This window comes from Neorhizobium galegae, assembly GCF_017877055.1.
In the GTDB taxonomy this organism is placed as follows: Bacteria; Pseudomonadota; Alphaproteobacteria; order Rhizobiales; family Rhizobiaceae; genus Neorhizobium; species Neorhizobium galegae_D.
The window spans coordinates 867,700-886,696 of the sequence record NZ_JAGIPG010000001.1 but is presented as its reverse complement, the minus strand read 5'-3'; the positions used below and the strand labels follow the sequence as shown (position 1 = coordinate 886,696).

Sequence of the window (18,997 nt, the reverse complement as noted above, 5' to 3'; positions counted from 1 at the left end):
GGAGGCTAGGGCCCATCCGCCGTCACTCGGGAGGACATTATGAGATCATTCGTAAAGCTGATGGCCGGCGCGGCCATCCTCGTTTCCATGCATTCCGCCACCATGGCGGCCAATCTCGTCGTCGGCGTTTCCTGGTCGAACTTCCAGGAAGAGCGTTGGAAGACCGACGAGGCCGCCATCAAGAAGGCACTCGAGGCTGCCGGCGCCAAGTATATTTCCGCTGATGCCCAGTCTTCCGCCGCAAAGCAGCTCACCGACGTCGAGTCGTTGATCTCGCAGGGCGCCAATGCCCTGATCGTTCTGGCGCAGGATTCGAGCGCCATTGGTCCGGCCGTTGAAAAGGCTGCAGCCGAAGGCATTCCGGTCGTCGGTTACGACCGCCTGATCGAAAATCCGGCTGCCTTCTACATCACCTTCGACAACAAGGAAGTCGGCCGCCTGCAGGCGCAGGGCGTCTTCAAGGCAAAGCCTGAAGGCAACTACGTCTTTATCAAGGGCTCGTCCTCCGATCCGAACGCGGACTTCCTGTTCGCCGGCCAGATGGAAGTGCTGAAGGCAGCAATCGACGCCGGCAAGATCAAGAATGTCGGCGAAGCCTATACCGACGGCTGGAAGCCTGAGAACGCCCAGAAGAACATGGAGCAGTTCCTGACCAAGAACAACAACAAGGTCGATGCGGTCGTGGCATCCAACGACGGCACTGCCGGCGGTGCGATCGCGGCACTCGACGCTCAGGGGTTGGCAGGATCGGTTCCGGTCTCCGGCCAGGACGCCGACAAGGCAGCCCTGAACCGCGTTGCTCTCGGCACCCAGACGGTCTCCGTCTGGAAGGACTCTCGCGAACTCGGCAAGAACGCCGCTGAAATCGCTCTGGCCCTTGCCGGCGGCAAGAAGCTGAACGAGATCAAGGGCGTCCAGACCTTCGACGGCGGCCCGAAGAAGGTCAAGATGCAGTCGGTCTTCCTGAAGCCGCAGGCCATCACCAAGGACAACCTGAACCTCGTCATCGAGGCAGGCTGGATCAGCAAGGCCGAAGCCTGCCAGGGCGTCAAGGCCGGCGCAGTGGCGGCCTGCAAGTAACGCATGGTCGTCCGCAGATCATAAAATCACCGACGCCGCAGCACTTCTGCCGCGGCGTCGGTTTTCGGCGTAAGATGGCGCGGTCGCACGAATGTTTACCCGGCGGCTGAACGTCACGGAGGTGCGGTTCGGCTCGATATTGTCGAGCCGAGCGCCTCGTACAGAGTGGGGAACGGCAAAACATGGCCGAGACAATACAGTCCACGACGAATTCCAAGACATCGGCGGCGGCAGGACAGGCGGAAGGCAATTTTGTTGCCCGCTTTTTCCGCGCGACCGAGATCGACACGCGCATGCTCGGCATGATCGGCGCGCTGCTGATCATCTGGGTCGGGTTCCATATCCTGACGGGCGGCCTCTTCCTGACGCCGCGCAATCTCTGGAACCTCTCGGTGCAGACCGCCTCGGTGGCCGTCATGGCGACCGGCATGGTGCTCGTCATCGTCACCCGCAACATCGACCTTTCGGTCGGCTCGATCCTCGGGTTTACCGGCATGATCATGGGTGTCATGCAGGCCCGGCTTCTTCCCGAGCTGCTCGGCTTCGATCATCCGGCCATCTGGATCGTCGCGCTCGCCGGCGGACTGATCGTCGGCGCGCTGATCGGCACGCTGCAGGGCGTCATCATCGCCTTCCTCGGCGTGCCCTCGTTCATCGTCACGCTCGGCGGTCTGCTCATCTGGCGCGGCGCCACCTGGTTCGTGACGAGCGGCCAGACGGTCGCACCGATGGACGTCAATTTCCGCCTGATGGGCGGCGGCACGGAAGGCTCGATCGGCGCCACCTGGAGCTGGGTCGTCGGCATCATCGCCTGTCTCGCCATCATCGCGGCGATCATCAACGCGCGCCGCCAGCGCAAGCGCTTCTCCTTCCCGCGCCGGCCGGTCTGGGCCGAATACGTGCTGGTCGCACTCGGCTGTATCGTCGTGCTCGGCGCGGTGTGGATCGCCAACCAGTATTACTGGCCGATCGCCATCGCCCGCCGTTACGCCGAGGCAAACAACATTGCCTGGCCGGAAGGTGGCCTGCTGATCTCGCAAGGGATCGCCATCCCGGTGCTGATGGCGATCGCCGTCGGCATCGTCATGACCTTCATCGCCACCCGCCTGCGCTTCGGCCGCTACGTCTTTGCGATCGGCGGCAATCCGGAGGCAGCCGAACTCGCCGGCATCAAGACCCGCTGGGTAACGGTCAAGATCTTCGCGCTGATGGGCATGCTCTGCGCCATCGCGGCGGCGATTTCCACCGCTCGCCTCAACGCCGCCACCAATGCGCAAGGGGAGCTCGACGAGCTTTATACGATCGCCGCAGCAGTGATCGGCGGCACCTCGCTTGCCGGCGGCATGGGATCGATCGCCGGCGCCATGCTCGGCGCGCTCGTCATGCAGTCGCTTCAGTCCGGCATGGTGCTGCTCGGTATCGACTCGCCGTTCCAGCGCATCGTCGTCGGTATGGTGCTCGTCACCGCCGTGTGGCTCGACACCGTCTATCGCTCTCGCGCCAAGTAACAGGAGTTTTCATCGTGACGGAACAAAACACTCCGCTCGTGGAAATGAAGAACATTTCCATCTCCTTCGGCGGGATTCACGCTGTCGAGAATGCCTCGGTCGATCTTTTCCCCGGCGAGGTCGTGGCGCTGCTCGGCCATAACGGCGCCGGCAAGTCGACGCTGATCAAGATCCTGTCGGGCGCCTACAAGCGCGACAACGGCGACATCATGATCAACGGCGAAACCGCCGACATCCGCAACCCGCGCGACGCCAAGAAATACGGCATCGAAACGATCTACCAGACGCTCGCCGTCGCCGACAATGTCGATGCCGCCGCCAATCTCTATCTCGGCCGCGAGCTGCAGACCAAATGGGGCACGCTCGACGACGTCGCCATGGAGGCCAGCACCCGCGAAGTGATGGGGCGCCTCAACCCCAACTTCAAGCGCTTCAAGGAGCCGGTGAAGGCGCTGTCCGGCGGCCAGCGGCAATCGGTGGCGATCGCTCGCGCCATCCTGTTCGACGCCCGCATCCTGATCATGGACGAGCCAACCGCAGCGCTCGGCCCCCAGGAAACGGCGCAGGTGGGCGACCTCATCAAGCAGCTGAAGCGCGAAGGCATCGGCATCTTCCTGATCAGCCACGACATCCACGACGTCTTCGACCTTGCCGACCGCGTCTTCGTGATGAAGAACGGCAAGGTGGTCGGCCATGCCCGCACCGAGGACGTCACCAAGGATGAAGTGCTCGGCATGATCATCCTCGGCAAGGTACCCCCCGGCGCCACGCCCGGCCCCGGCGCCATGAAGGTGGTGTGAACCCAGAACGATTGCGCCCGCCCTTTTAGGCCCGCCGCTGAAGAAAGGTGGCGCAGCGGCGGAACCGGGCCTCTCCCCCGGTTCCGCCTTATGTTTTCGGAGCAGGCCGTGTCCCGTTGCGAAACCCGGCAGGGTGTTGGCAGTCCTACATCTTGGAACTCCTCTCCTCCTCCGACGTTGGCTTTCTGAAACCCCAACACGGAGGACCAAAATGCCTGAAGAACGGACTGCACAGGAAGTCATCGAGCACAGAGGAAAACCGGTGAGGACGGCAAGACATTCGCCGGCCGGCCCATATGCCAAGGAGCGTCTGATCGACAGGGAGAAGACGCCGGGTGCCGGTTCCATGGCCGAGCCCGATGCCAAAGAAGTGGATGCGGGGTCGGAATAGCAAACGATCTATTCGGCGCCGCATGGCCGCACGAGAAGGCTATCTGCGACGCCGTGGCGCTTGCCCGCCCGGGCACGGATCGGTAACACCGTTCGGAACGATCAGAACGAGCGGGCCAGACGGGCATGGCGGACGAAACCATCACACTTTACGAGGCGATCGGCGGCGACGCGACGGTGCGGGCGCTGGTGAAGCGCTTCTACGAGCTGATGGACACGCTGCCGGAAGCGGCCCATTGCCGCGCCGTCCATCCGCCGAGCCTCGAAGGCAGCGAAGCGAAACTCTACGATTATCTGACCGGCTATCTCGGCGGCCCGCCGGTCTATGTGGAAAAGCACGGCCACCCACGGCTGCGCTCGCGCCATTTTGGCGCGGCGATCGGCCCACTGGAGCGCGACGAATGGATGCTCTGCTTCCGCCGCGCCATGGACGAGACGATCGAAAACCCGAAACTGCGCGAGATCATCTGGCCGCCGATCGAACGGCTGGCTTTCCACATGCAGAACAAGGAATAGGCCGTTGGAAAGACTCGGCAATCTGCGGCCGTTGATTCTGTTTGTGAGCGGCCTGATGGGGACCACGGGCGTGGCTCTGGCAGCGGCCGCAAGCCACGGCGGCGATACGGTCTTCCTCGGCTCCGCCTCGACCATGTGCCTGGCGCATGCGCCGGTCCTGCTCGGCCTTTATCTCGGTCACCGGTATTTTCGCACGGCGACGCTGGCCGCACTCGTGCTCGGCCTCGGCACGATTATCTTTGCAGGCGACCTCGTCTCGCGCCACTATCTCGGCGACCGGCTGTTTCCGATGGCCGCGCCGGTTGGTGGGACGGGGATGATGCTGGGCTGGCTGATTGTCGCTGCGGGAGCGGTTTTGAAGGCGCGGGAGGTTTAAGTCGCCTTCTGGCCTGCCCTCTACCGCTTAAACGCCAGCACCCGAGCGCTCTCGGCCGAAGCGGCTTCCGCCACCGTCCCCCGAACCGGCTTCGGCAGCACCACCACATTGGTCATATCCGCGGCCGCCTCGGCGCGGGCCGTCAGCAGCGCGTAAAGTTCCGGCACCAGCCCGTCGCCATTCTGTTCGGCAAGCTTGTGCAGGCCGATGAAAAGGCTGGTGTCACGACGTTCTTCGTTCATCATTGCGTTCCTTCATGGTCTGGAGCGCCCGCTCCAGACTGGATTTGGAGCCGTTGCGAAGCGGCACGAAGGCGACACCGAACTTCTTGCAGCCGGTCTTCACCCTCAGGCACGCATCGTGGCTGATACAGTCGATGGGGCAGAAGACGCAGTCGACCGACGGCAGGACCGTGTCGATACGGGAGACCGCCTCGCGAAGTCCGCCGTCGTGGTGGATCAGTTCGGCGCCGAAATTGCTGGCGATCTCCCTCAGGTGCGCCACCTGACAGTCACGGCCGCCGACATAGAGAAAGCTGCGGACGTCCGTCACGCCCGGTCCCCGCGTTTCGGCGCTCTTCGCCTCCGCGCCGGAATTGCTGTGTCTGTGCTTCTGCTTCTTGGCCATATGCCCCTCGCCGCCGATTCCGCTCACGCTTTGGTTCCTCGATGGCCGGCACCATATTAAAGTTGATTTTCAGAGTAAAGATTAAAGTGGACCCTTTTTATCATGATATATCGGGCGACCTGACATGGCCTCGCCATTTCCAAAAATTTACCGTTTGATAAATTTTTTTGCTGTGGTACCTTTTGCTCAATAGTTGTCCATGAATCCATAAAAGAGGGAACTTAGGATGGAACGACTGGGAAACGGTCCGAAGGCCGGGATCGAGGCTGGCCGCCTCACCGCTGCCGATTATGAGGCGAATTTCGCCGATCTCCACCCGCGCCTCGACAGGCACGAGGCGCTGGTCGAATCCGATCGCTGTTATTTCTGCTACGACGCGCCGTGCATGACGGCCTGTCCCACCTCCATCGATATCCCGCTGTTCATAAGGCAGATACAGACGGGCAATCCGCTGGGGTCGGCGAAGACCATCTTCGACCAGAACATTCTGGGCGGCATGTGCGCCCGCGTCTGTCCCACCGAAACGCTCTGCGAACAGGCCTGCGTGCGCAACACCGCCGAGGACAAGCCGGTCGAAATCGGCAAGCTGCAGCGTTATTCCACCGACATCGCCATGGAACAGGGCCGGCAGTTCTATAGCCGCAAGGCTCCAACCGGCAAGACGATTGCCGTCGTCGGCGCAGGCCCCGCCGGCCTTGCCGCAGCACACCGGCTCGCGATGCACGGCCATTCGGTCGTCGTTCTCGAAGCGCGCGAAAAGGCAGGCGGCCTCAACGAATACGGCATCGCCACCTACAAGGCGGTCGATGACTTCGCCGCCCGCGAAGTGGATTACGTGACCGCGATCGGCGGCATCGAGATCAGGAACGGCCAGGCGCTCGGCCGGGATTTCTCGCTCTCCGACCTGACGGCGCAATACGACGCCGTTTTCCTCGGCATGGGCCTTGCCGGCGTCAACGGCCTCGGCATCGAAGGCGAGGCACTTACCGGCGTCGAGGATGCGGTGGATTTCATCGCCGCCCTTCGCCAGGCAAAGGACAAGAGCGTGCTGCCGATCGGCCGGCGTGTCGTGGTGCTCGGCGGCGGCATGACCGCCATCGACGCCGCGATCCAGTCAAAGCTGCTCGGCGCCGAAGAGGTGACGATCTGCTATCGCCGCGGCAAGGAGAACATGAACGCCTCGCCCTACGAGCAGGATCTGGCGACCGCCAACGGCGTCATCATCCGCCACTGGCTGGCGCCGAAATCGATCATCGGCAAGGACGGCACGGTGGCCGGTATCGAGGTGGAATATACCGCGATCCGCGATGGAAGGCTGATCGGCACCGGCGAGACCGGCGTGATCGCCGCCGACCAGATCTTCAAGGCGATCGGCCAGACCTTCTCCGCCTCGGGCCTCGGCGCGCTGCAGTTCGAGAAGGGCAAGATCGTGGTCGATGCCGAGGGCCGCACCTCGATCGAGGGCGTCTGGGCCGGCGGTGACTGTATCGGCACCGGTGAGGACCTAACCGTGTCGGCCGTCGCGCAAGGGCGCGACGCCGCGGAAAGCATCGCAAAAGCCCTGGCTGCCGCAGCGCAGCCGGCAACCGCAGTGGCTTGAGGGGAGATCGAAACAATGGCTGATATCCGCAACAATTTCGTCGGCATCAAATCCCCCAACCCGTTCTGGCTGGCGTCCGCGCCGCCGACCGACAAGGCCTACAATGTCGAGCGCGCCTTCAAGGCGGGCTGGGGCGGCGTGGTCTGGAAGACGCTCGGCGAGGAAGGCCCGCCGGTCGTCAACGTCAACGGCCCGCGTTACGGCGCGATCTGGGGTGCCGACCGCCGCCTGCTGGGCCTCAACAATATCGAACTGATCACCGACCGCGACCTCTACACCAACCTTCGCGAGATGAAGGAAGTGAAGAAGAACTGGCCGGACCGGGCGATCGTCGCCTCGATCATGGTCCCTTGCGAGGAACAGGCCTGGAAGGCGATCCTGCCGCTGGTCGAAGAGACCGAAGTCGACGGCATCGAGCTCAACTTCGGCTGTCCGCACGGCATGTCCGAGCGCGGCATGGGCTCCGCGGTCGGCCAGGTGCCGGAATATATCGAAATGGTAGTACGCTGGTGCAAGCAGTACACCCGCATGCCGGTCATCACCAAGCTGACGCCTAACATCACCGACATCCGCCACCCCGCCCGCGCCGCCAAGCGCGGCGGCACGGATGCCGTGTCGCTGATCAACACGATCTCGTCGATCGTCTCGGTCGATCTCGACACGTTCTCGCCCAACCCCTCGGTCGGCGGCAAGGGCAGCCATGGCGGCTATTGCGGCCCGGCGGTCAAACCGATCGCGCTCAACATGGTCGCCGAAATCGCCCGCGATCCGGAAACCTATGGCCTGCCAATCTCCGGCATCGGCGGCATCACCACCTGGCGTGACGCAGCCGAGTTCCTGGCGCTCGGCGCCGGCAACGTGCAGGTCTGCACAGCGGCGATGACCTACGGCTTCAAGATCGTCCAGGAAATGATCACCGGTCTGTCCGACTGGATGGACGAGAAGGGTCACCGCTCGCTCGACGACGTCATCTGTCGCGCGGTCCCCAACGTCACCGACTGGCAGTACTTGAACCTCAACTACATCGCCAAGGCGCATATCGACCAGGATGCCTGCATCAAGTGCGGCCGCTGCCACATCGCCTGCGAGGATACGTCCCACCAGGCGATCACCAGCATGGTCGATGGCGTGCGCCATTTCGAGGTGATGGAAGAGGAATGCGTCGGCTGCAATCTCTGCGTCAACGTCTGTCCGGTCGAGAACTGCATCACCATGGAAGCCCTGCCCGCCGGCGAACTCGACAAGCGCACCGGCAAGGTGGTCGATCCCACCTACGCCAACTGGACCCAGCATCCGAACAACCCGATGGCCAGACAGGCCGCGGAGTGATTGGAAACCACCTTGCCGCGGTCAGCTTGACCGCGGCATTTTCGTTCTGGCGTTCCGGATCAGGAAGGCCATGCGATCACGCGCGAGGGCGGCCTTGTCCAGCTTGAGGTGCTCGCTGAATTCCACGGAGCCGTGTTCCGGCGTCTTCAAAAGGCAGTGGTAGTGCATACCGCCCTCGCCGTCGCTTTCCGCGTCGATGGTCGGAGGCGGCAGGCGGTCGGGATCGATGCGTTCCTCGTCATGGGTCCAGAGCCAGCGGCGGATGACGATCCATCTGCCATCGCTCCCTTGCCGGACCGAGACGATTGGCCGGGCAAGCGCTCCGGAAGCCAGCCAGCCACCAAGACCCCAGAAGAAAGCGATGATGACAGCCCTGAACGGTTCCTGGGCGATGCCGCCGTTGCGGAAGAACACCCAGGTCATCAGCCCGAGAATGGCGAACCAGGCGACGATGAAAAGCCAGCCGTAGAGCGGGCGCACATTCCTAAAAAGCAGTCTCTCCATGGGTTTTACCTCCCAAGACTTCTTTCGGTCCGGGAATTATAGCACAACGCCGGGCATATGCGAATTCTCTGAAGAACGAGTGCAAAAACAAAGAGGCCCGGCGGTTGCCGGGCCTTCTTCGTCTGGGATGCGACAGATTAATTCGGGCGGTTTGCGCCGTCGAAATAGTCGCCGCTGTTGACTTCGGTCTGGATGTTGGCCTTCTGAGCGCCAGCCTTCCGGTCGATGCTGCCCGTCTGAACCTGATCGACGGTAGCGGAAGCCTTGGAGGCGCCGTCATAATAATCGCCTTCAGCGAGAGCGACGGAAGCGAACGAGGCCGAAGCGATAAGGGCTGCGGCGATGGCGGAAGTGATCTTGGTCATGATGGTAGTCCCTTCAGAGTTACCCGCGGCTTCAAAGTTTGCGACCTGGCCTGCGGAGATTGTTTCGGTGTCTTGAATGAGCTGCAGTTAGTTCGGGCGGTTTGCGCCGTCGAAATAGTCGCCACGGCCGACGGGAGCCGGGATCTGGTTGGCGTTCTGCTGGTCCTTGGCAATGCTGCTGGTCTGCATGTGGTCGACCATGGCGGAAGCCTTGGAAACGCCCTGGAAATAGTCGCCTTCGTCAGCGAAAGCTGCACCGGCGAACGAAACCGAAGCGATGAAAGCTGCGGCGATTGCGGAAGTGATCGTGGTCATTGTCTTGGTCCTTTTAGGTTTGGAAGTCCGGTCTGCGTTACGTGCGGTTTGGGATACGGAGCCGGATGGATTTCAGTTTCACGGCCTCGAACGATTTTTAGTTCGGGCGGTTGGCGCCGTCGAAATAGTCGCCGCTGTTGGCGTCTGCCTGGATGTTGGCCTTCTGAGCGTCGGCCTTCTGGCCGATGCTGCCGGTCTGAACCTGATCGACGGTAGCGGAAGCCTTGGAGGCGCCGTCATAATAATCGCCTTCAGCGAGAGCGACGGAAGCGAACGAGGCCGAAGCGATAAGGGCTGCGGCGATGGCGGAAGTGATCTTGGTCATGATGGTAGTCCCTTCAGAGTTACCCGCGGCTTCAAAGTTTGCGACCTGGCCTGCGGGGATTGTTTCGGTGTCTTGAATGAGCTGCAGTTAGTTCGGGCGGTTTGCGCCGTCGAAATAGTCGCCGCTGTTGACGTCGGCCTGGAGCTTGCCGTTCTGGCCGATGCTGCCAGTGCTGATGTGATCGACGGTAGCGGAGGCGGCGGGAGCGTTCTTCTGGGCGCCCTGGTAGTAGTCCCCTTCGGCGAGAGCGGCAGAACCGAACGAAGCCGAAGCGATGAGGGCGGCGGCGATGGCGGAGGAAATTCTGGTCATTGTCTTGTTCCTTGCATGGGGTGGAGCCGAGTTTCTCGAAGCCCCTCCGTGTGTTTGATCTTGTCCGAAGCTCGTTGCCGCGCTTCTGATGCTCAAGATGGTGCAAGTCGACCGTCGGGAATAGACAGCAAGTTGCGGACGTATTGTTCGCAAATATTGAACGATTTAAATTTTATCGTTCACACAAGAGGCATGCACCTGCGTGGGGATTGGCCGGAGGATTACCGGGAGCTGTCTTCAGCGGGCTCGTTCAGCAGGTCGAGCATGGCGCGCAGTGCCCGGGTGACGTGGCGCTCGCCGTGGAAAAGCGCCGAAAACTGCCGCAGCGGCATCGGGAAATCGGCAATGTGAAGCCGGCCGGAAAAGGAGTGGGACGATGCTGCCCGGCTTGAAAGCACCGTGGCGCTCAACCCCGCCTCCACCGCTGCCATCGCCGCTTCGTTCGACGGCATTTCAAGGACAACCGACAATGACTGCGGCTCGATGCCGAGATTGATGAGCTGCGCCTCGAAGGCGGAGCGGGTGCCCGATCCCAGTTCGCGCATGATCCAATTGGTTTCCAGAAGATCGCTCGAGCGGATCTTTCGCCCGTCCGCCCAGGGGTGGCGGCTGCCGACGACCAGCACCAGCCTGTCCTCCGCCACCTTTCGGCGTTTGAGCCCGACCAGAAACACTTCGCCTTCGACGACCGCGAGTTCCGCCGCCCCGGTCAGCACCGCATCGGCAGCACTCTGGGTATTGCCGACGGTGAGCCGCAGATCGACGCGCGGAAACCGCTCGTGATAGCTGACCAGCCGGGCGGGCAGCCAATAGCTCGCCACCGTCTGGCTGGCATGGACACGCAGGATGCCCGAGGCCGATCCACCCAGATCGGCAAGCACATGCTCGGCAGTCTGTGACCGCTCCAAAACGGCGCGCGCCTCCGGCACGAACAGTTTTCCCGCTTCGGTGAGTTCGATCCGCCGCCCGACCCGGTTGAACAGGATCACCGCATGCCGCGCCTCCAGGGCCGAGATCGCTGCGCTCACTGCCGACTGCGTGAGGTTCAACGCCTCAGCCGCGCGGGTCACATGTTCGCGGGTGGCGACTTCGAGAAAAATTCGGAGCTGATCGAGGGTCATCGTCTCAAAACCATTCGCTTTTATCGAACGATATCAGAAAACTTATCAATTGGATTTGTGTTTTTGTAAAAGAGAGAATGATTTTCGACGAATAGAGAATCTCGTGGAAAAATCATGAAGCCGATCCAGCCGACTGCGGAACAGCGCGCCCACCTCTCCTCTCCCTATTGGCCGGCTTTCACTCAGCTTCTTCCTGGACTTCTCCTGACCGCCGCGATTGCTATGGTCGCCCTCACCGTCCGCAACCTCACAGGCTGGACGACGCTGAGCCCGCTCATCCTGTCGATCGTCTTCGGCATGCTGATCCGCAATCTGGCCCCCGTCCCCACAGCCGTCGAACCAGGCATCGGCTTTTCGCTGAAGCGAATCCTGCGTTTCGGCATCGTGCTGCTCGGCCTGCAGGTGACGGCCGGCCAGATCCTCTCCCTCGGCGGCGCCGGCCTTGCCATGGTGGCGCTGACGCTGGTGACCACCTTCGTGGCGATCCGTCTGGTCGGCCGGGCGATGGGCGTCGACAAATCGCTGACCGACCTGATCGCCGCCGGAACGTCCGTCTGCGGCGCCTCGGCCGTCATCGCCGCCAATACGGTGGTACGCGGCAAGCAGGAGCATGTGGCTTATGCGGTCGCGTGCGTGACGCTGTTCGGATCGCTGTCGATGCTCGCATACCCGCTGCTCGCCACCCCGCTCGGGCTTGATGCACGCGGTTACGGGCTGTGGACCGGCTCGACCATCCATGAAGTTGCCCAGGTGGTGGCCGCCGCCTTCCAGGGCGGTGATGTCGCCGGGCAGTTCGGCACCATCTCCAAGCTCGCCCGTGTCGTCATGCTGGCGCCGCTGATCATGACGCTGGCACTTGCCATGCGCTCCGGCGGCGAAGGTCCATCGAAGGCCTCGGCGCCGATGCCGTGGTTCGTGCTGGGCTTTATCGGGATGATGCTGGTCAACAGCGCGGTGGCCATTCCGGCAGAGGTGAGCCAGACGCTGGTGACGCTGACGAGTTTCCTGCTCTCCATGGCGCTCGCTGCCATGGGCCTGCAGACCGACATACGCAAGCTGAAGGCGGAAGGCTGGCGGCCGCTGGCGCTCGGCGCGTTCGGCTGGCTGTTTATCGCGGTTTTTGGCTACGCGATGCTGAAGCTGTTCGCGTTCTGAGGAAAACAGGTGGAAAGGAGGAGGGCCGCGTCAGCAATGGCGCGGCCTTTTCTTCATCCATGGGTCAGCAGGGCTTCGGGCGCTCGGGCGACGGGTTCGAATCCCGAACCGCTTCGTCGTGATACCAGCAATTGGTATCGACCACGCTCAAGGCTACATCATGGATTCCGGTCGGCACGGTCCGGCCATCATCTAGGCGCCGCCTCGGGCGGACCGGGAACTGATAGATGGTTGCTGACTCACGATGGATGTGAATTGTCATCCGATCGTCTCCTAACTTCAAAAGTGCATCCAAACACGCACAGAGCACAAATCTGCACATTTTTTGTGCTTATTGCATTATTTTACATCATTTTTGCGACTCACGCTAGGCGCTAATTTAGCGGCAGCGAGGTTCCGGCGATCTATTTTGCTCGCAGGGACCGCCAGCGGGGAAACGTCTGCCAAACGACCTCGGTTCCGGGCAATCGTCACAGAACCTTCAAAACCCGTGGATTTCATGAGAGTGTCCTCATCTACCGGGCTTTTACTCACTTTCGGCGCCTTGGTGGCGCGCTACCATTCACACTTTTTTAACCCAAAACCGTCGCCCGGGTCCAAACTGGCACGGGAAATGCGTTCTCTCGTGTACCCCGGAGGCGCGGTCTCGTCGCGATACCGCTTCCTCGGATGGCTCAACCATGAACGTCACGGCCTGAGAGATAAAATATGACCAAGTATAAGCTCGAGTACATCTGGCTCGACGGGTACACCCCGGTACCGAACCTGCGTGGCAAGACGCAGATCAAGGAATTCGACACCTTCCCGACGCTCGAACAGCTGCCGCTGTGGGGCTTCGACGGTTCGTCGACCATGCAGGCCGAAGGCCGCTCGTCCGATTGCGTGCTGAAGCCGGTTGCGATTTATCCGGATCCGGCCCGCACCAACGGCGTTCTCGTCATGTGCGAAGTCATGATGCCGGATGGCGTCACGCCGCACGCTTCGAACGCCCGTGCGACCATTCTCGACGACGAGGATGCCTGGTTCGGTTTCGAGCAGGAATATTTCTTCTACCAGAACGGCCGCCCGCTCGGCTTCCCGGAACAGGGCTACCCGGCTCCGCAGGGTCCGTATTACACCGGCGTCGGTTATTCGAACGTTGGCGACGTCGCCCGCGAAATCGTCGAAGAGCATCTCGATCTCTGCCTCGCTGCCGGCATCAACCACGAAGGCATCAATGCCGAAGTGGCCAAGGGCCAGTGGGAATTCCAGATTTTCGGCAAGGGCTCCAAGAAGGCCGCCGACCAGATCTGGATGGCACGCTACCTGCTGCAGCGCCTGACTGAAAAGTACGGCATCGATATCGAATATCACTGCAAGCCGCTCGGCGACACCGACTGGAACGGCTCGGGCATGCACTGCAACTTCTCGACCAAGTACATGCGCGAAGTTGGCGGCAAGGACTATTTCGAAGCGCTCATGGCTGCCTTCGACAAGAACCTGATGGACCACATCGCCGTCTACGGCCCGGACAACGACAAGCGCCTGACCGGCAAGCACGAAACCGCTCCGTGGAACAAGTTCTCCTACGGCGTTGCCGACCGCGGCGCCTCGATCCGCGTGCCGCACTCGTTCATCAAGAACGACTACAAGGGCTATCTGGAAGACCGCCGTCCGAACTCCCAGGGCGACCCCTACCAGATCGCTTCCCAGGTTCTGAAGACGATCGCCGAAGTCCCGACCAACAGGGCCTCCGCTGCCGCCTGATAAAGGCCGGTACTCGACAATACGGAAACGCCGGCCTTGTGCCGGCGTTTTTCGTTTCCGGCCTTGAGGTGAGGATCAGGCTTTGCGCGCCCGCAGCCCGTCGATGAAGAGCTGTTCGAGAAACCGGGCTGCATCCTCGAAACGCCCCTCTCCCGCATAATCCTGGCCGAGCACGGCGCGCACCTGCACATCGAAGTCGGCATAGTGCTGGGTGGTCGACCAGATCGAGAAGATCAGGTGGTATGGATCGCATTTGGTGATCTTGCCGGATCGTGCCCAGGCGCGGATTACCTCCGCCTTTTCGTCGACAAGCGCCTTCAGCGGGCCCTTCAGCTCGTCCTCGATATGCGGCGCGCCCTGCAGCACTTCATTGGCGAACAGCCGGCTTTCGCGCGGGAAATCGCGGGCCATTTCCAGCTTGCGGCGGATATAGGAGCGGATCTCCGATTCCGGATTGCCCTCCGCATCGAAGGCGCGCAGCGGCTCCAGCCAGGTGGACAGGACCCGGTCGATCAGCTGGCGATGGATCGCCTCCTTGGTGCGGAAATAATAGAGGAGATTGGGTTTCGACATGCCGGCCGCCTCGGCGATTTGGTCGATCGTGGCGCCGCGGAAACCGTTCTGGGAAAACACGTCGAGCGCCGCTTCGAGGATGCGCTCCTCCTTCTCCTCTTGGATGCGCGTGCGTCTCTGCGTCTTCGCCGCCCTCGGGATGGCCATGCCTGTCCTTGCCCTCTTCCGCGTCCACCCGGCGCTTTCGAAATTCCTCTGGATTTTTCGTGATTTTCGTCTTGAGTGGCGCGGCGGAAATAGTAATGTTTTACCAAGCGGTCAAATTATCGGCGACAAGCGGAATAAACGCAATGCCGATCTTCGCATTGCCCTCTTATCAGATCGGGGCGCCATGCGAAGGACCGACGGGAACGACAAGCATGCCGCCCGCAACGGGTGGACGTAAAACAGGCGAGGATGAAAAAATGGTGGCAGCACCCGGCGAGAACTTGCGCATCAATGGCGATCGTCTGTGGGACATGCTCATGGACATGGCGAAGATCGGCCCCGGCATTGCCGGCGGCAACAATCGCCAGACGCTGACCGATGCGGACGGCGAAGGCCGCCACCTCTTCCAGACGTGGTGCGAGGCCGAGGGCATGAGCGTCGGCGTCGACAAGATGGGCACGATGTTTGCGACCCGCGCCGGCGCCGATCCCGACGCATTGCCGGTCTATGTCGGCAGCCATCTCGATACCCAGCCGACCGGTGGTAAATATGACGGCGTTCTCGGCGTGCTCGGCGCGCTGGAAGTGGTCCGCACGATGAACGACCTCGGGATCAGGACGAAGCACCCGATCGTCGTCACCAACTGGGCGAACGAGGAAGGTGCCCGGTTCGCGCCGGCCATGCTGGCATCCGGCGTCTTCGCCGGCGTGCATTCGATCGACTATGCCTATGGCCGCAAGGATCCCGAAGGCAAGACCTATGGCGACGAACTGAAGCGCATCGGCTGGCTCGGCGACGAGGAGGTCGGCGCCCGCAAGATGCACGCCTATTTCGAATACCATATCGAACAGGGACCGATCCTCGAAGCCGAGAACAAGCAGATCGGCGTCGTCACCCACTGTCAGGGCCTCTGGTGGCTGGAATTTACCCTGACCGGACGTGAGGCGCATACCGGCTCGACGCCGATGAACCTGCGCGTCAATGCCGGCCTTGCCTTCGGCCGCATCCTCGAAATGGTGCAGGCGGTGGCGATGGCCGAACAGCCGGGCGCCGTCGGCGGCGTCGGTCAGGTGTTCTTCTCGCCCAATTCCCGCAACGTGCTGCCGGGCAAGGTGGTGTTCACCGTCGACATCCGCACGCCGTCCCAGGAAAAGCTCGACCGCATGCGGGCGGTGATCGAGAAACAGGCGGCCGAGATCTGCGAACCGCTCGGCGTCGGCTGTTCGGTCGAGGCGGTCGGCCATTTCGACCCGGTGACCTTCGATCCGGTCCTGGTCGGCCGTGTCCGCGAAGCGGCCGAAAAACTCGGCTACAGCCATATGAACATCATCTCCGGCGCCGGCCACGACGCCTGCTGGGCCGCCAGGGTGGCGCCCGCGACGATGATCATGTGCCCCTGCGTCGGCGGGCTCAGCCACAACGAGGCGGAGGAAATTTCCAAGGAATGGGCGGCGGCGGGAGCGGACGTGCTGTTCCATGCCGTGCTGGAGACGGCGGAGATTGTGGAGTGAGCTGATGCGCTTGTCGGTGAACACGTCCGCATCTTTGATGGACAGTTGCTCATCTTCGATGAGCTCCCCCTCATCCGACCCTTCGGGCCACCTTCTCCCCGCCGGGGAGAAGAGGGAGTGCGCCGCGCTGGCACCTTTAAATCCACATCGTCGCATGCGAGGTTCAGGCAGGGTCGAAAACGGTAAGGCAAGAAACATCTTCTCCCCAGCGGGGAGAAGGTGGCCCGAAGGGTCGGATGAGGGGATGCGCAGCATGCCAGCAGATGACATTACCAAACGGCGCCCCGGAAAAACAATGCAGGCGCGCCGGCTCCGCAAGAACGAAACCGAGGAAGAATACCGCCTCTGGAGTGAGCTGCGAAACCGCCTCCTGAACGGCTACAAGTTCTCGCGCCAGGTTCCTCTTGGACCTTATGTGGTCGATTTTATCTGTCGCGAGGAACGCTTGGTCGTCGAAATCGATGGCTTCCATCACGCAGAAAGCCAATCCGATATAACCCGGACAGGGTGGTTCAACGCAAAAGGCTACTCCGTCCTGCGCTTCTGGAACCACGAGATCACCCGTGAACGACGCGCCGTGCTGGACACGATATTAGCCGCATTGGACGGTCAAATGACCGAGCGCTGCGACACAGCACGCTACTATCCGTCAAATCTCACCGAAATTGAAAAGACAGGGGAACAACAATGACCACAGTCATAAAGGGTGGAACCATCGTCACCGCCGACCTGACCTACAAGGCGGACGTGAAGATCGACGGCGGCAAAATCGTCGAGATCGGCCCGAACCTTTTCGGCGACACCACACTGGATGCCGCCGGCTGTTACGTCATGCCGGGCGGCATCGACCCGCATGTGCATCTCGAAATGCCGTTCATGGGCACCTATTCCGCCGACGACTTCGAGAGCGGCACGCGGGCAGCGCTTGCCGGCGGCACGACCATGGTCGTCGATTTCTGCCTGCCCGAGCCCGGCCAGTCGCTGCTCGACGCGCTGAAGCGCTGGGACAACAAGGCGACGCGGGCCAATTGCGACTATTCCTTCCACATGTCGGTCACCTGGTGGGGCGAACAGGTCTTCAACGAGATGAAGGCGGTCGTTTCCCATCACGGCATCAACACCTTCAAGCATTTCATGGCCTACAAGGGCGCGCTGATGGTGAACGACGACGAGATGTTCGCCTCCTTCCAGCGCTGCGCCGAACTCGGCGCCCTGCCACTTGTGCATGCCGAAAACGGCGATGTCGTCGCCGCTATGCAGACCAAGCTGATGGACGAGGGCAATAATGGGCCGGAGGCGCACGCCTACTCCCGCCCCGCCTCCGTCGAGGGCGAGGCGACCAACCGCGCCATCATCATCGCCGACATGGCGGGCGTCCCCCTCTATGTCGTCCACACCTCATGCGAACAGGCCCATGAAGCGATCCGCCGCGCCCGGCAGAACGGCATGCGCGTCTACGGCGAGCCTCTGATCCAGCACCTGACGCTCGACGAGAGCGAATATTTCAACAAGGACTGGGACCATTCGGCCCGCCGGGTCATGTCGCCGCCCTTCCGCAACAAGCAGCATCAGGACAGCCTCTGGGCGGGCCTTGCCTCAGGCTCGCTGCAGGTGGTGGCGACCGACCACTGCGCCTTCACGACCGAACAGAAGCGCACCGGCCTCGGCGATTTCCGCAAGATCCCGAACGGCACCGGCGGTCTCGAAGACCGCCTGCCGATGCTGTGGACCTATGGCGTCGCGACCGGCCGCATCACCATGAACGAGTTCGTGGCGGTGACCTCCACCAACATCGCCAAGATCCTCAACGTCTATCCGAGGAAAGGCGCGATCCTGGTCGGCGCCGACGCGGATATCGTCGTCTGGGACCCGAAGCGTTCGAAGACCATCACCGCCAAGAGCCAGCAGTCGGCGATCGACTACAACGTCTTCGAGGGCAAGGAAGTGACCGGCCTGCCGCGTTACACCCTGACCCGCGGCGTGGTCGCGATCGAGGACGGGGCGATCAAGACGCAGGAAGGCCACGGCCAGTTCGTCAAGCGCGAGCCATTCCAGGCGGTGAACAAGGCACTGTCGACCTGGAAGGAACTGACCTCGCCGCGCAAGGTGGAACGGACGGGCATTCCGGCCAGCGGGGTTTGAACGGGACCCGATGTCTCCAAAAAAATCCTGCACGAACACGTCGTCAATCAGCAACCAGTCCGTCCAGCTCCGGCAGCAGCACGACGCTTTCCTGTTCGTTCGGGTCGGTGCGGGCGATTACCGCCGAACAGGGCGCGTCGGAAATGTTGGCCGGCAGGTGCGGCACGCCGGCGGGGATGTACATCATCTCGCCGGCCGAGAGTTCGGCACATTCCTCCAGCCGGTCGCCATACCAGGTGACGGCGGAGCCGGAGAGCACGTAGATGGCCGTCTCGTGGGTTTCGTGCAGATGGGCCTTCGCCCGCGCGCCCGGCGGAATGGTGAGAAGATGCATGCAGATGCCCTTGGAGCCGACCGTTTCCGCAGCGATCCCCTCGAAATAGCTGAGGCCCTGCTTGCCGTCATAGGCAGCGCCGGGCTTCACGACGCGGCAGGTGGGTTTTGATGCGCTGTCCATGGCAAAAGTCCTCTGTCGAACGGGATCTGCCGCCAGCATATCATGGCGGTTCGAGGACGGGAGCCGGGACACGGGAAAAGGCGGCATTCGGACTTGCG

At 62.2% G+C, this 18,997-nt stretch carries 25 protein-coding genes; 14 read left to right on the top strand and 11 right to left on the bottom strand.

The genetic code is table 11. The features are described 5' to 3' along the window. Positions 1 to 39: 39 nt before the first annotated feature. From xylF to J2857_RS04030, 6 genes are all read left to right on the top strand, one after another. A complete protein-coding gene (gene xylF / locus J2857_RS04055) occupies positions 40 to 1,080 on the top strand; it encodes a D-xylose ABC transporter substrate-binding protein (RefSeq protein ID WP_210008740.1) in 1,041 nt (346 codons plus the stop codon). 182 nt (positions 1,081 to 1,262) lie between these two features. Further along, complete coding sequence (locus J2857_RS04050) at positions 1,263 to 2,588, top strand: sugar ABC transporter permease (RefSeq protein ID WP_210008739.1); 1,326 nt, start codon at positions 1,263 to 1,265, stop codon at positions 2,586 to 2,588. Between the two features lie 14 nt (positions 2,589 to 2,602). Further along, positions 2,603 to 3,388: an ATP-binding cassette domain-containing protein gene (locus tag J2857_RS04045; protein WP_210008738.1), complete on the top strand. Its 786-nt coding sequence runs from the start codon at positions 2,603 to 2,605 to the stop codon at positions 3,386 to 3,388. A gap of 211 nt (positions 3,389 to 3,599) precedes the next feature. Next, positions 3,600 to 3,779 carry a hypothetical protein gene (locus J2857_RS04040; protein WP_210008737.1) on the top strand — a complete coding sequence of 60 codons (180 nt, stop codon included), beginning with the start codon at positions 3,600 to 3,602 and terminating at the stop codon, positions 3,777 to 3,779. Between the two features lie 125 nt (positions 3,780 to 3,904). After that, entirely contained in the window at positions 3,905 to 4,294 is a 390-nt protein-coding gene (locus tag J2857_RS04035) for a group II truncated hemoglobin (protein WP_210008736.1), read from the top strand. A gap of 4 nt (positions 4,295 to 4,298) precedes the next feature. Next, positions 4,299 to 4,670 carry a DUF423 domain-containing protein gene (locus tag J2857_RS04030; RefSeq protein ID WP_373426830.1) on the top strand — a complete coding sequence of 124 codons (372 nt, stop codon included), beginning with the start codon at positions 4,299 to 4,301 and terminating at the stop codon, positions 4,668 to 4,670. Between the two features lie 20 nt (positions 4,671 to 4,690). On the opposite strand, the gene J2857_RS04025 is transcribed toward J2857_RS04030, so the two are convergent. Both J2857_RS04025 and J2857_RS04020 read right to left on the bottom strand, forming a co-directional pair. Next, the gene (locus J2857_RS04025) at positions 4,691 to 4,912 is read right to left on the bottom strand and encodes a hypothetical protein (protein WP_210010026.1); all 222 of its coding nucleotides are present in this window, start codon (positions 4,910 to 4,912) and stop codon (positions 4,691 to 4,693) included. After that, positions 4,893 to 5,297 (bottom strand): DUF2325 domain-containing protein, encoded by a 405-nt coding sequence (locus tag J2857_RS04020; RefSeq protein WP_210010025.1) that lies wholly within the window; start codon positions 5,295 to 5,297, stop codon positions 4,893 to 4,895. The genes J2857_RS04025 and J2857_RS04020 overlap by 20 nt, the downstream gene beginning before the upstream one ends. Positions 5,298 to 5,523: 226 nt before the next feature. Between J2857_RS04020 and J2857_RS04015 the strand changes: the two genes are divergently transcribed. Both J2857_RS04015 and preA read left to right on the top strand, forming a co-directional pair. Continuing rightward, on the top strand, positions 5,524 to 6,897 hold the full coding sequence (locus J2857_RS04015) for an NAD(P)-dependent oxidoreductase (protein ID WP_210008735.1): 1,374 nt from the start codon (positions 5,524 to 5,526) through the stop codon (positions 6,895 to 6,897). Between the two features lie 15 nt (positions 6,898 to 6,912). Continuing rightward, a complete protein-coding gene (gene preA, locus J2857_RS04010) occupies positions 6,913 to 8,226 on the top strand; it encodes an NAD-dependent dihydropyrimidine dehydrogenase subunit PreA (RefSeq protein ID WP_037076661.1) in 1,314 nt (437 codons plus the stop codon). A gap of 21 nt (positions 8,227 to 8,247) precedes the next feature. Here the strand turns inward: preA and J2857_RS04005 are convergent, their stop codons facing one another. The 6 genes from J2857_RS04005 to J2857_RS03980 all read right to left on the bottom strand — a co-directional run bounded on the left by J2857_RS04005 (position 8,248) and on the right by J2857_RS03980 (position 11,168). Continuing rightward, positions 8,248 to 8,730: a hypothetical protein gene (locus J2857_RS04005; protein WP_210008734.1), complete on the bottom strand. Its 483-nt coding sequence runs from the start codon at positions 8,728 to 8,730 to the stop codon at positions 8,248 to 8,250. 137 nt (positions 8,731 to 8,867) lie between these two features. Beyond that, positions 8,868 to 9,095, bottom strand: coding sequence for a hypothetical protein (locus J2857_RS04000; RefSeq protein ID WP_210008733.1), 228 nt, complete (start codon positions 9,093 to 9,095; stop codon positions 8,868 to 8,870). A gap of 87 nt (positions 9,096 to 9,182) precedes the next feature. After that, complete coding sequence (locus J2857_RS03995; RefSeq protein WP_210008732.1) at positions 9,183 to 9,410, bottom strand: hypothetical protein; 228 nt, start codon at positions 9,408 to 9,410, stop codon at positions 9,183 to 9,185. A 97-nt stretch (positions 9,411 to 9,507) separates the two neighbouring features. Continuing rightward, entirely contained in the window at positions 9,508 to 9,735 is a 228-nt protein-coding gene (locus tag J2857_RS03990; protein WP_037076669.1) for a hypothetical protein, read from the bottom strand. Positions 9,736 to 9,822: 87 nt separating this feature from the next. Beyond that, a complete protein-coding gene (locus tag J2857_RS03985) occupies positions 9,823 to 10,047 on the bottom strand; it encodes a DUF680 domain-containing protein (RefSeq protein ID WP_210008731.1) in 225 nt (74 codons plus the stop codon). Between the two features lie 221 nt (positions 10,048 to 10,268). Further along, on the bottom strand, positions 10,269 to 11,168 hold the full coding sequence (locus tag J2857_RS03980) for a LysR substrate-binding domain-containing protein (protein ID WP_037076676.1): 900 nt from the start codon (positions 11,166 to 11,168) through the stop codon (positions 10,269 to 10,271). Positions 11,169 to 11,282: 114 nt separating this feature from the next. Between J2857_RS03980 and J2857_RS03975 the strand changes: the two genes are divergently transcribed. Continuing rightward, a complete protein-coding gene (locus J2857_RS03975) occupies positions 11,283 to 12,323 on the top strand; it encodes a YeiH family protein (protein ID WP_210008730.1) in 1,041 nt (346 codons plus the stop codon). Between the two features lie 64 nt (positions 12,324 to 12,387). Here J2857_RS03975 and J2857_RS03970 read toward each other — a convergent pair whose 3' ends face one another. Further along, positions 12,388 to 12,585, bottom strand: coding sequence for a DUF2735 domain-containing protein (locus tag J2857_RS03970; protein WP_210008729.1), 198 nt, complete (start codon positions 12,583 to 12,585; stop codon positions 12,388 to 12,390). A gap of 446 nt (positions 12,586 to 13,031) precedes the next feature. On the opposite strand from J2857_RS03970, the gene J2857_RS03965 reads away from it, so the two are divergent. Continuing rightward, positions 13,032 to 14,069 (top strand): glutamine synthetase beta-grasp domain-containing protein, encoded by a 1,038-nt coding sequence (locus tag J2857_RS03965; RefSeq protein ID WP_210008728.1) that lies wholly within the window; start codon positions 13,032 to 13,034, stop codon positions 14,067 to 14,069. A 75-nt stretch (positions 14,070 to 14,144) separates the two neighbouring features. Here J2857_RS03965 and rutR read toward each other — a convergent pair whose 3' ends face one another. Beyond that, positions 14,145 to 14,789, bottom strand: a complete 645-nt coding sequence (gene rutR, locus J2857_RS03960; protein WP_007773843.1) for an HTH-type transcriptional regulator RutR — start codon at positions 14,787 to 14,789, stop codon at positions 14,145 to 14,147. Between rutR and J2857_RS03955 the strand changes: the two genes are divergently transcribed. From J2857_RS03955 to hydA, 4 genes are read left to right on the top strand one after another with little or no spacing between them, the layout of a single operon-like run. Continuing rightward, the gene (locus J2857_RS03955) at positions 14,788 to 15,027 is read left to right on the top strand and encodes a hypothetical protein (RefSeq protein ID WP_210008727.1); all 240 of its coding nucleotides are present in this window, start codon (positions 14,788 to 14,790) and stop codon (positions 15,025 to 15,027) included. The genes rutR and J2857_RS03955 overlap by 2 nt on opposite strands. 19 nt (positions 15,028 to 15,046) lie before the next feature. Continuing rightward, positions 15,047 to 16,300 carry a Zn-dependent hydrolase gene (locus tag J2857_RS03950; protein WP_210008726.1) on the top strand — a complete coding sequence of 418 codons (1,254 nt, stop codon included), beginning with the start codon at positions 15,047 to 15,049 and terminating at the stop codon, positions 16,298 to 16,300. Between the two features lie 58 nt (positions 16,301 to 16,358). Beyond that, positions 16,359 to 16,991, top strand: coding sequence for an endonuclease domain-containing protein (locus J2857_RS03945; RefSeq protein ID WP_210010024.1), 633 nt, complete (start codon positions 16,359 to 16,361; stop codon positions 16,989 to 16,991). After that, positions 16,988 to 18,442, top strand: a complete 1,455-nt coding sequence (gene hydA, locus J2857_RS03940; protein WP_210008725.1) for a dihydropyrimidinase — start codon at positions 16,988 to 16,990, stop codon at positions 18,440 to 18,442. Before J2857_RS03945 ends, hydA begins: the two co-directional genes overlap by 4 nt. 43 nt (positions 18,443 to 18,485) lie before the next feature. On the opposite strand, the gene J2857_RS03935 is transcribed toward hydA, so the two are convergent. Next, entirely contained in the window at positions 18,486 to 18,899 is a 414-nt protein-coding gene (locus J2857_RS03935; RefSeq protein WP_210008724.1) for a cupin domain-containing protein, read from the bottom strand. Positions 18,900 to 18,997: the final 98 nt, after the last annotated feature.

Coding starts and splice junctions, on each gene's coding strand:
- xylF (WP_210008740.1), top strand. CDS start 40: ATGAGATCATTCGTAAAGCTGATGGCCGGCGCGGCCATCCTCGTTTCC.
- hydA (WP_210008725.1), top strand. CDS start 16,988: ATGACCACAGTCATAAAGGGTGGAACCATCGTCACCGCCGACCTGACC.
- preA (WP_037076661.1), top strand. CDS start 6,913: ATGGCTGATATCCGCAACAATTTCGTCGGCATCAAATCCCCCAACCCG.
- J2857_RS03980 (WP_037076676.1), bottom strand. CDS start 11,168: ATGACCCTCGATCAGCTCCGAATTTTTCTCGAAGTCGCCACCCGCGAA.
- J2857_RS03935 (WP_210008724.1), bottom strand. CDS start 18,899: ATGGACAGCGCATCAAAACCCACCTGCCGCGTCGTGAAGCCCGGCGCT.
- J2857_RS04040 (WP_210008737.1), top strand. CDS start 3,600: ATGCCTGAAGAACGGACTGCACAGGAAGTCATCGAGCACAGAGGAAAA.
- J2857_RS03995 (WP_210008732.1), bottom strand. CDS start 9,410: ATGACCACGATCACTTCCGCAATCGCCGCAGCTTTCATCGCTTCGGTT.
- J2857_RS04035 (WP_210008736.1), top strand. CDS start 3,905: ATGGCGGACGAAACCATCACACTTTACGAGGCGATCGGCGGCGACGCG.
- J2857_RS03975 (WP_210008730.1), top strand. CDS start 11,283: ATGAAGCCGATCCAGCCGACTGCGGAACAGCGCGCCCACCTCTCCTCT.
- J2857_RS03955 (WP_210008727.1), top strand. CDS start 14,788: ATGCCTGTCCTTGCCCTCTTCCGCGTCCACCCGGCGCTTTCGAAATTC.
- J2857_RS04025 (WP_210010026.1), bottom strand. CDS start 4,912: ATGAACGAAGAACGTCGTGACACCAGCCTTTTCATCGGCCTGCACAAG.
- J2857_RS03970 (WP_210008729.1), bottom strand. CDS start 12,585: ATGACAATTCACATCCATCGTGAGTCAGCAACCATCTATCAGTTCCCG.
- J2857_RS03965 (WP_210008728.1), top strand. CDS start 13,032: ATGACCAAGTATAAGCTCGAGTACATCTGGCTCGACGGGTACACCCCG.
- J2857_RS04050 (WP_210008739.1), top strand. CDS start 1,263: ATGGCCGAGACAATACAGTCCACGACGAATTCCAAGACATCGGCGGCG.
- J2857_RS03985 (WP_210008731.1), bottom strand. CDS start 10,047: ATGACCAGAATTTCCTCCGCCATCGCCGCCGCCCTCATCGCTTCGGCT.
- J2857_RS04005 (WP_210008734.1), bottom strand. CDS start 8,730: ATGGAGAGACTGCTTTTTAGGAATGTGCGCCCGCTCTACGGCTGGCTT.
- J2857_RS04000 (WP_210008733.1), bottom strand. CDS start 9,095: ATGACCAAGATCACTTCCGCCATCGCCGCAGCCCTTATCGCTTCGGCC.
- J2857_RS03990 (WP_037076669.1), bottom strand. CDS start 9,735: ATGACCAAGATCACTTCCGCCATCGCCGCAGCCCTTATCGCTTCGGCC.
- J2857_RS03950 (WP_210008726.1), top strand. CDS start 15,047: ATGGTGGCAGCACCCGGCGAGAACTTGCGCATCAATGGCGATCGTCTG.
- J2857_RS04015 (WP_210008735.1), top strand. CDS start 5,524: ATGGAACGACTGGGAAACGGTCCGAAGGCCGGGATCGAGGCTGGCCGC.
- J2857_RS03945 (WP_210010024.1), top strand. CDS start 16,359: ATGAGCTCCCCCTCATCCGACCCTTCGGGCCACCTTCTCCCCGCCGGG.
- rutR (WP_007773843.1), bottom strand. CDS start 14,789: ATGGCCATCCCGAGGGCGGCGAAGACGCAGAGACGCACGCGCATCCAA.
- J2857_RS04020 (WP_210010025.1), bottom strand. CDS start 5,297: ATGGCCAAGAAGCAGAAGCACAGACACAGCAATTCCGGCGCGGAGGCG.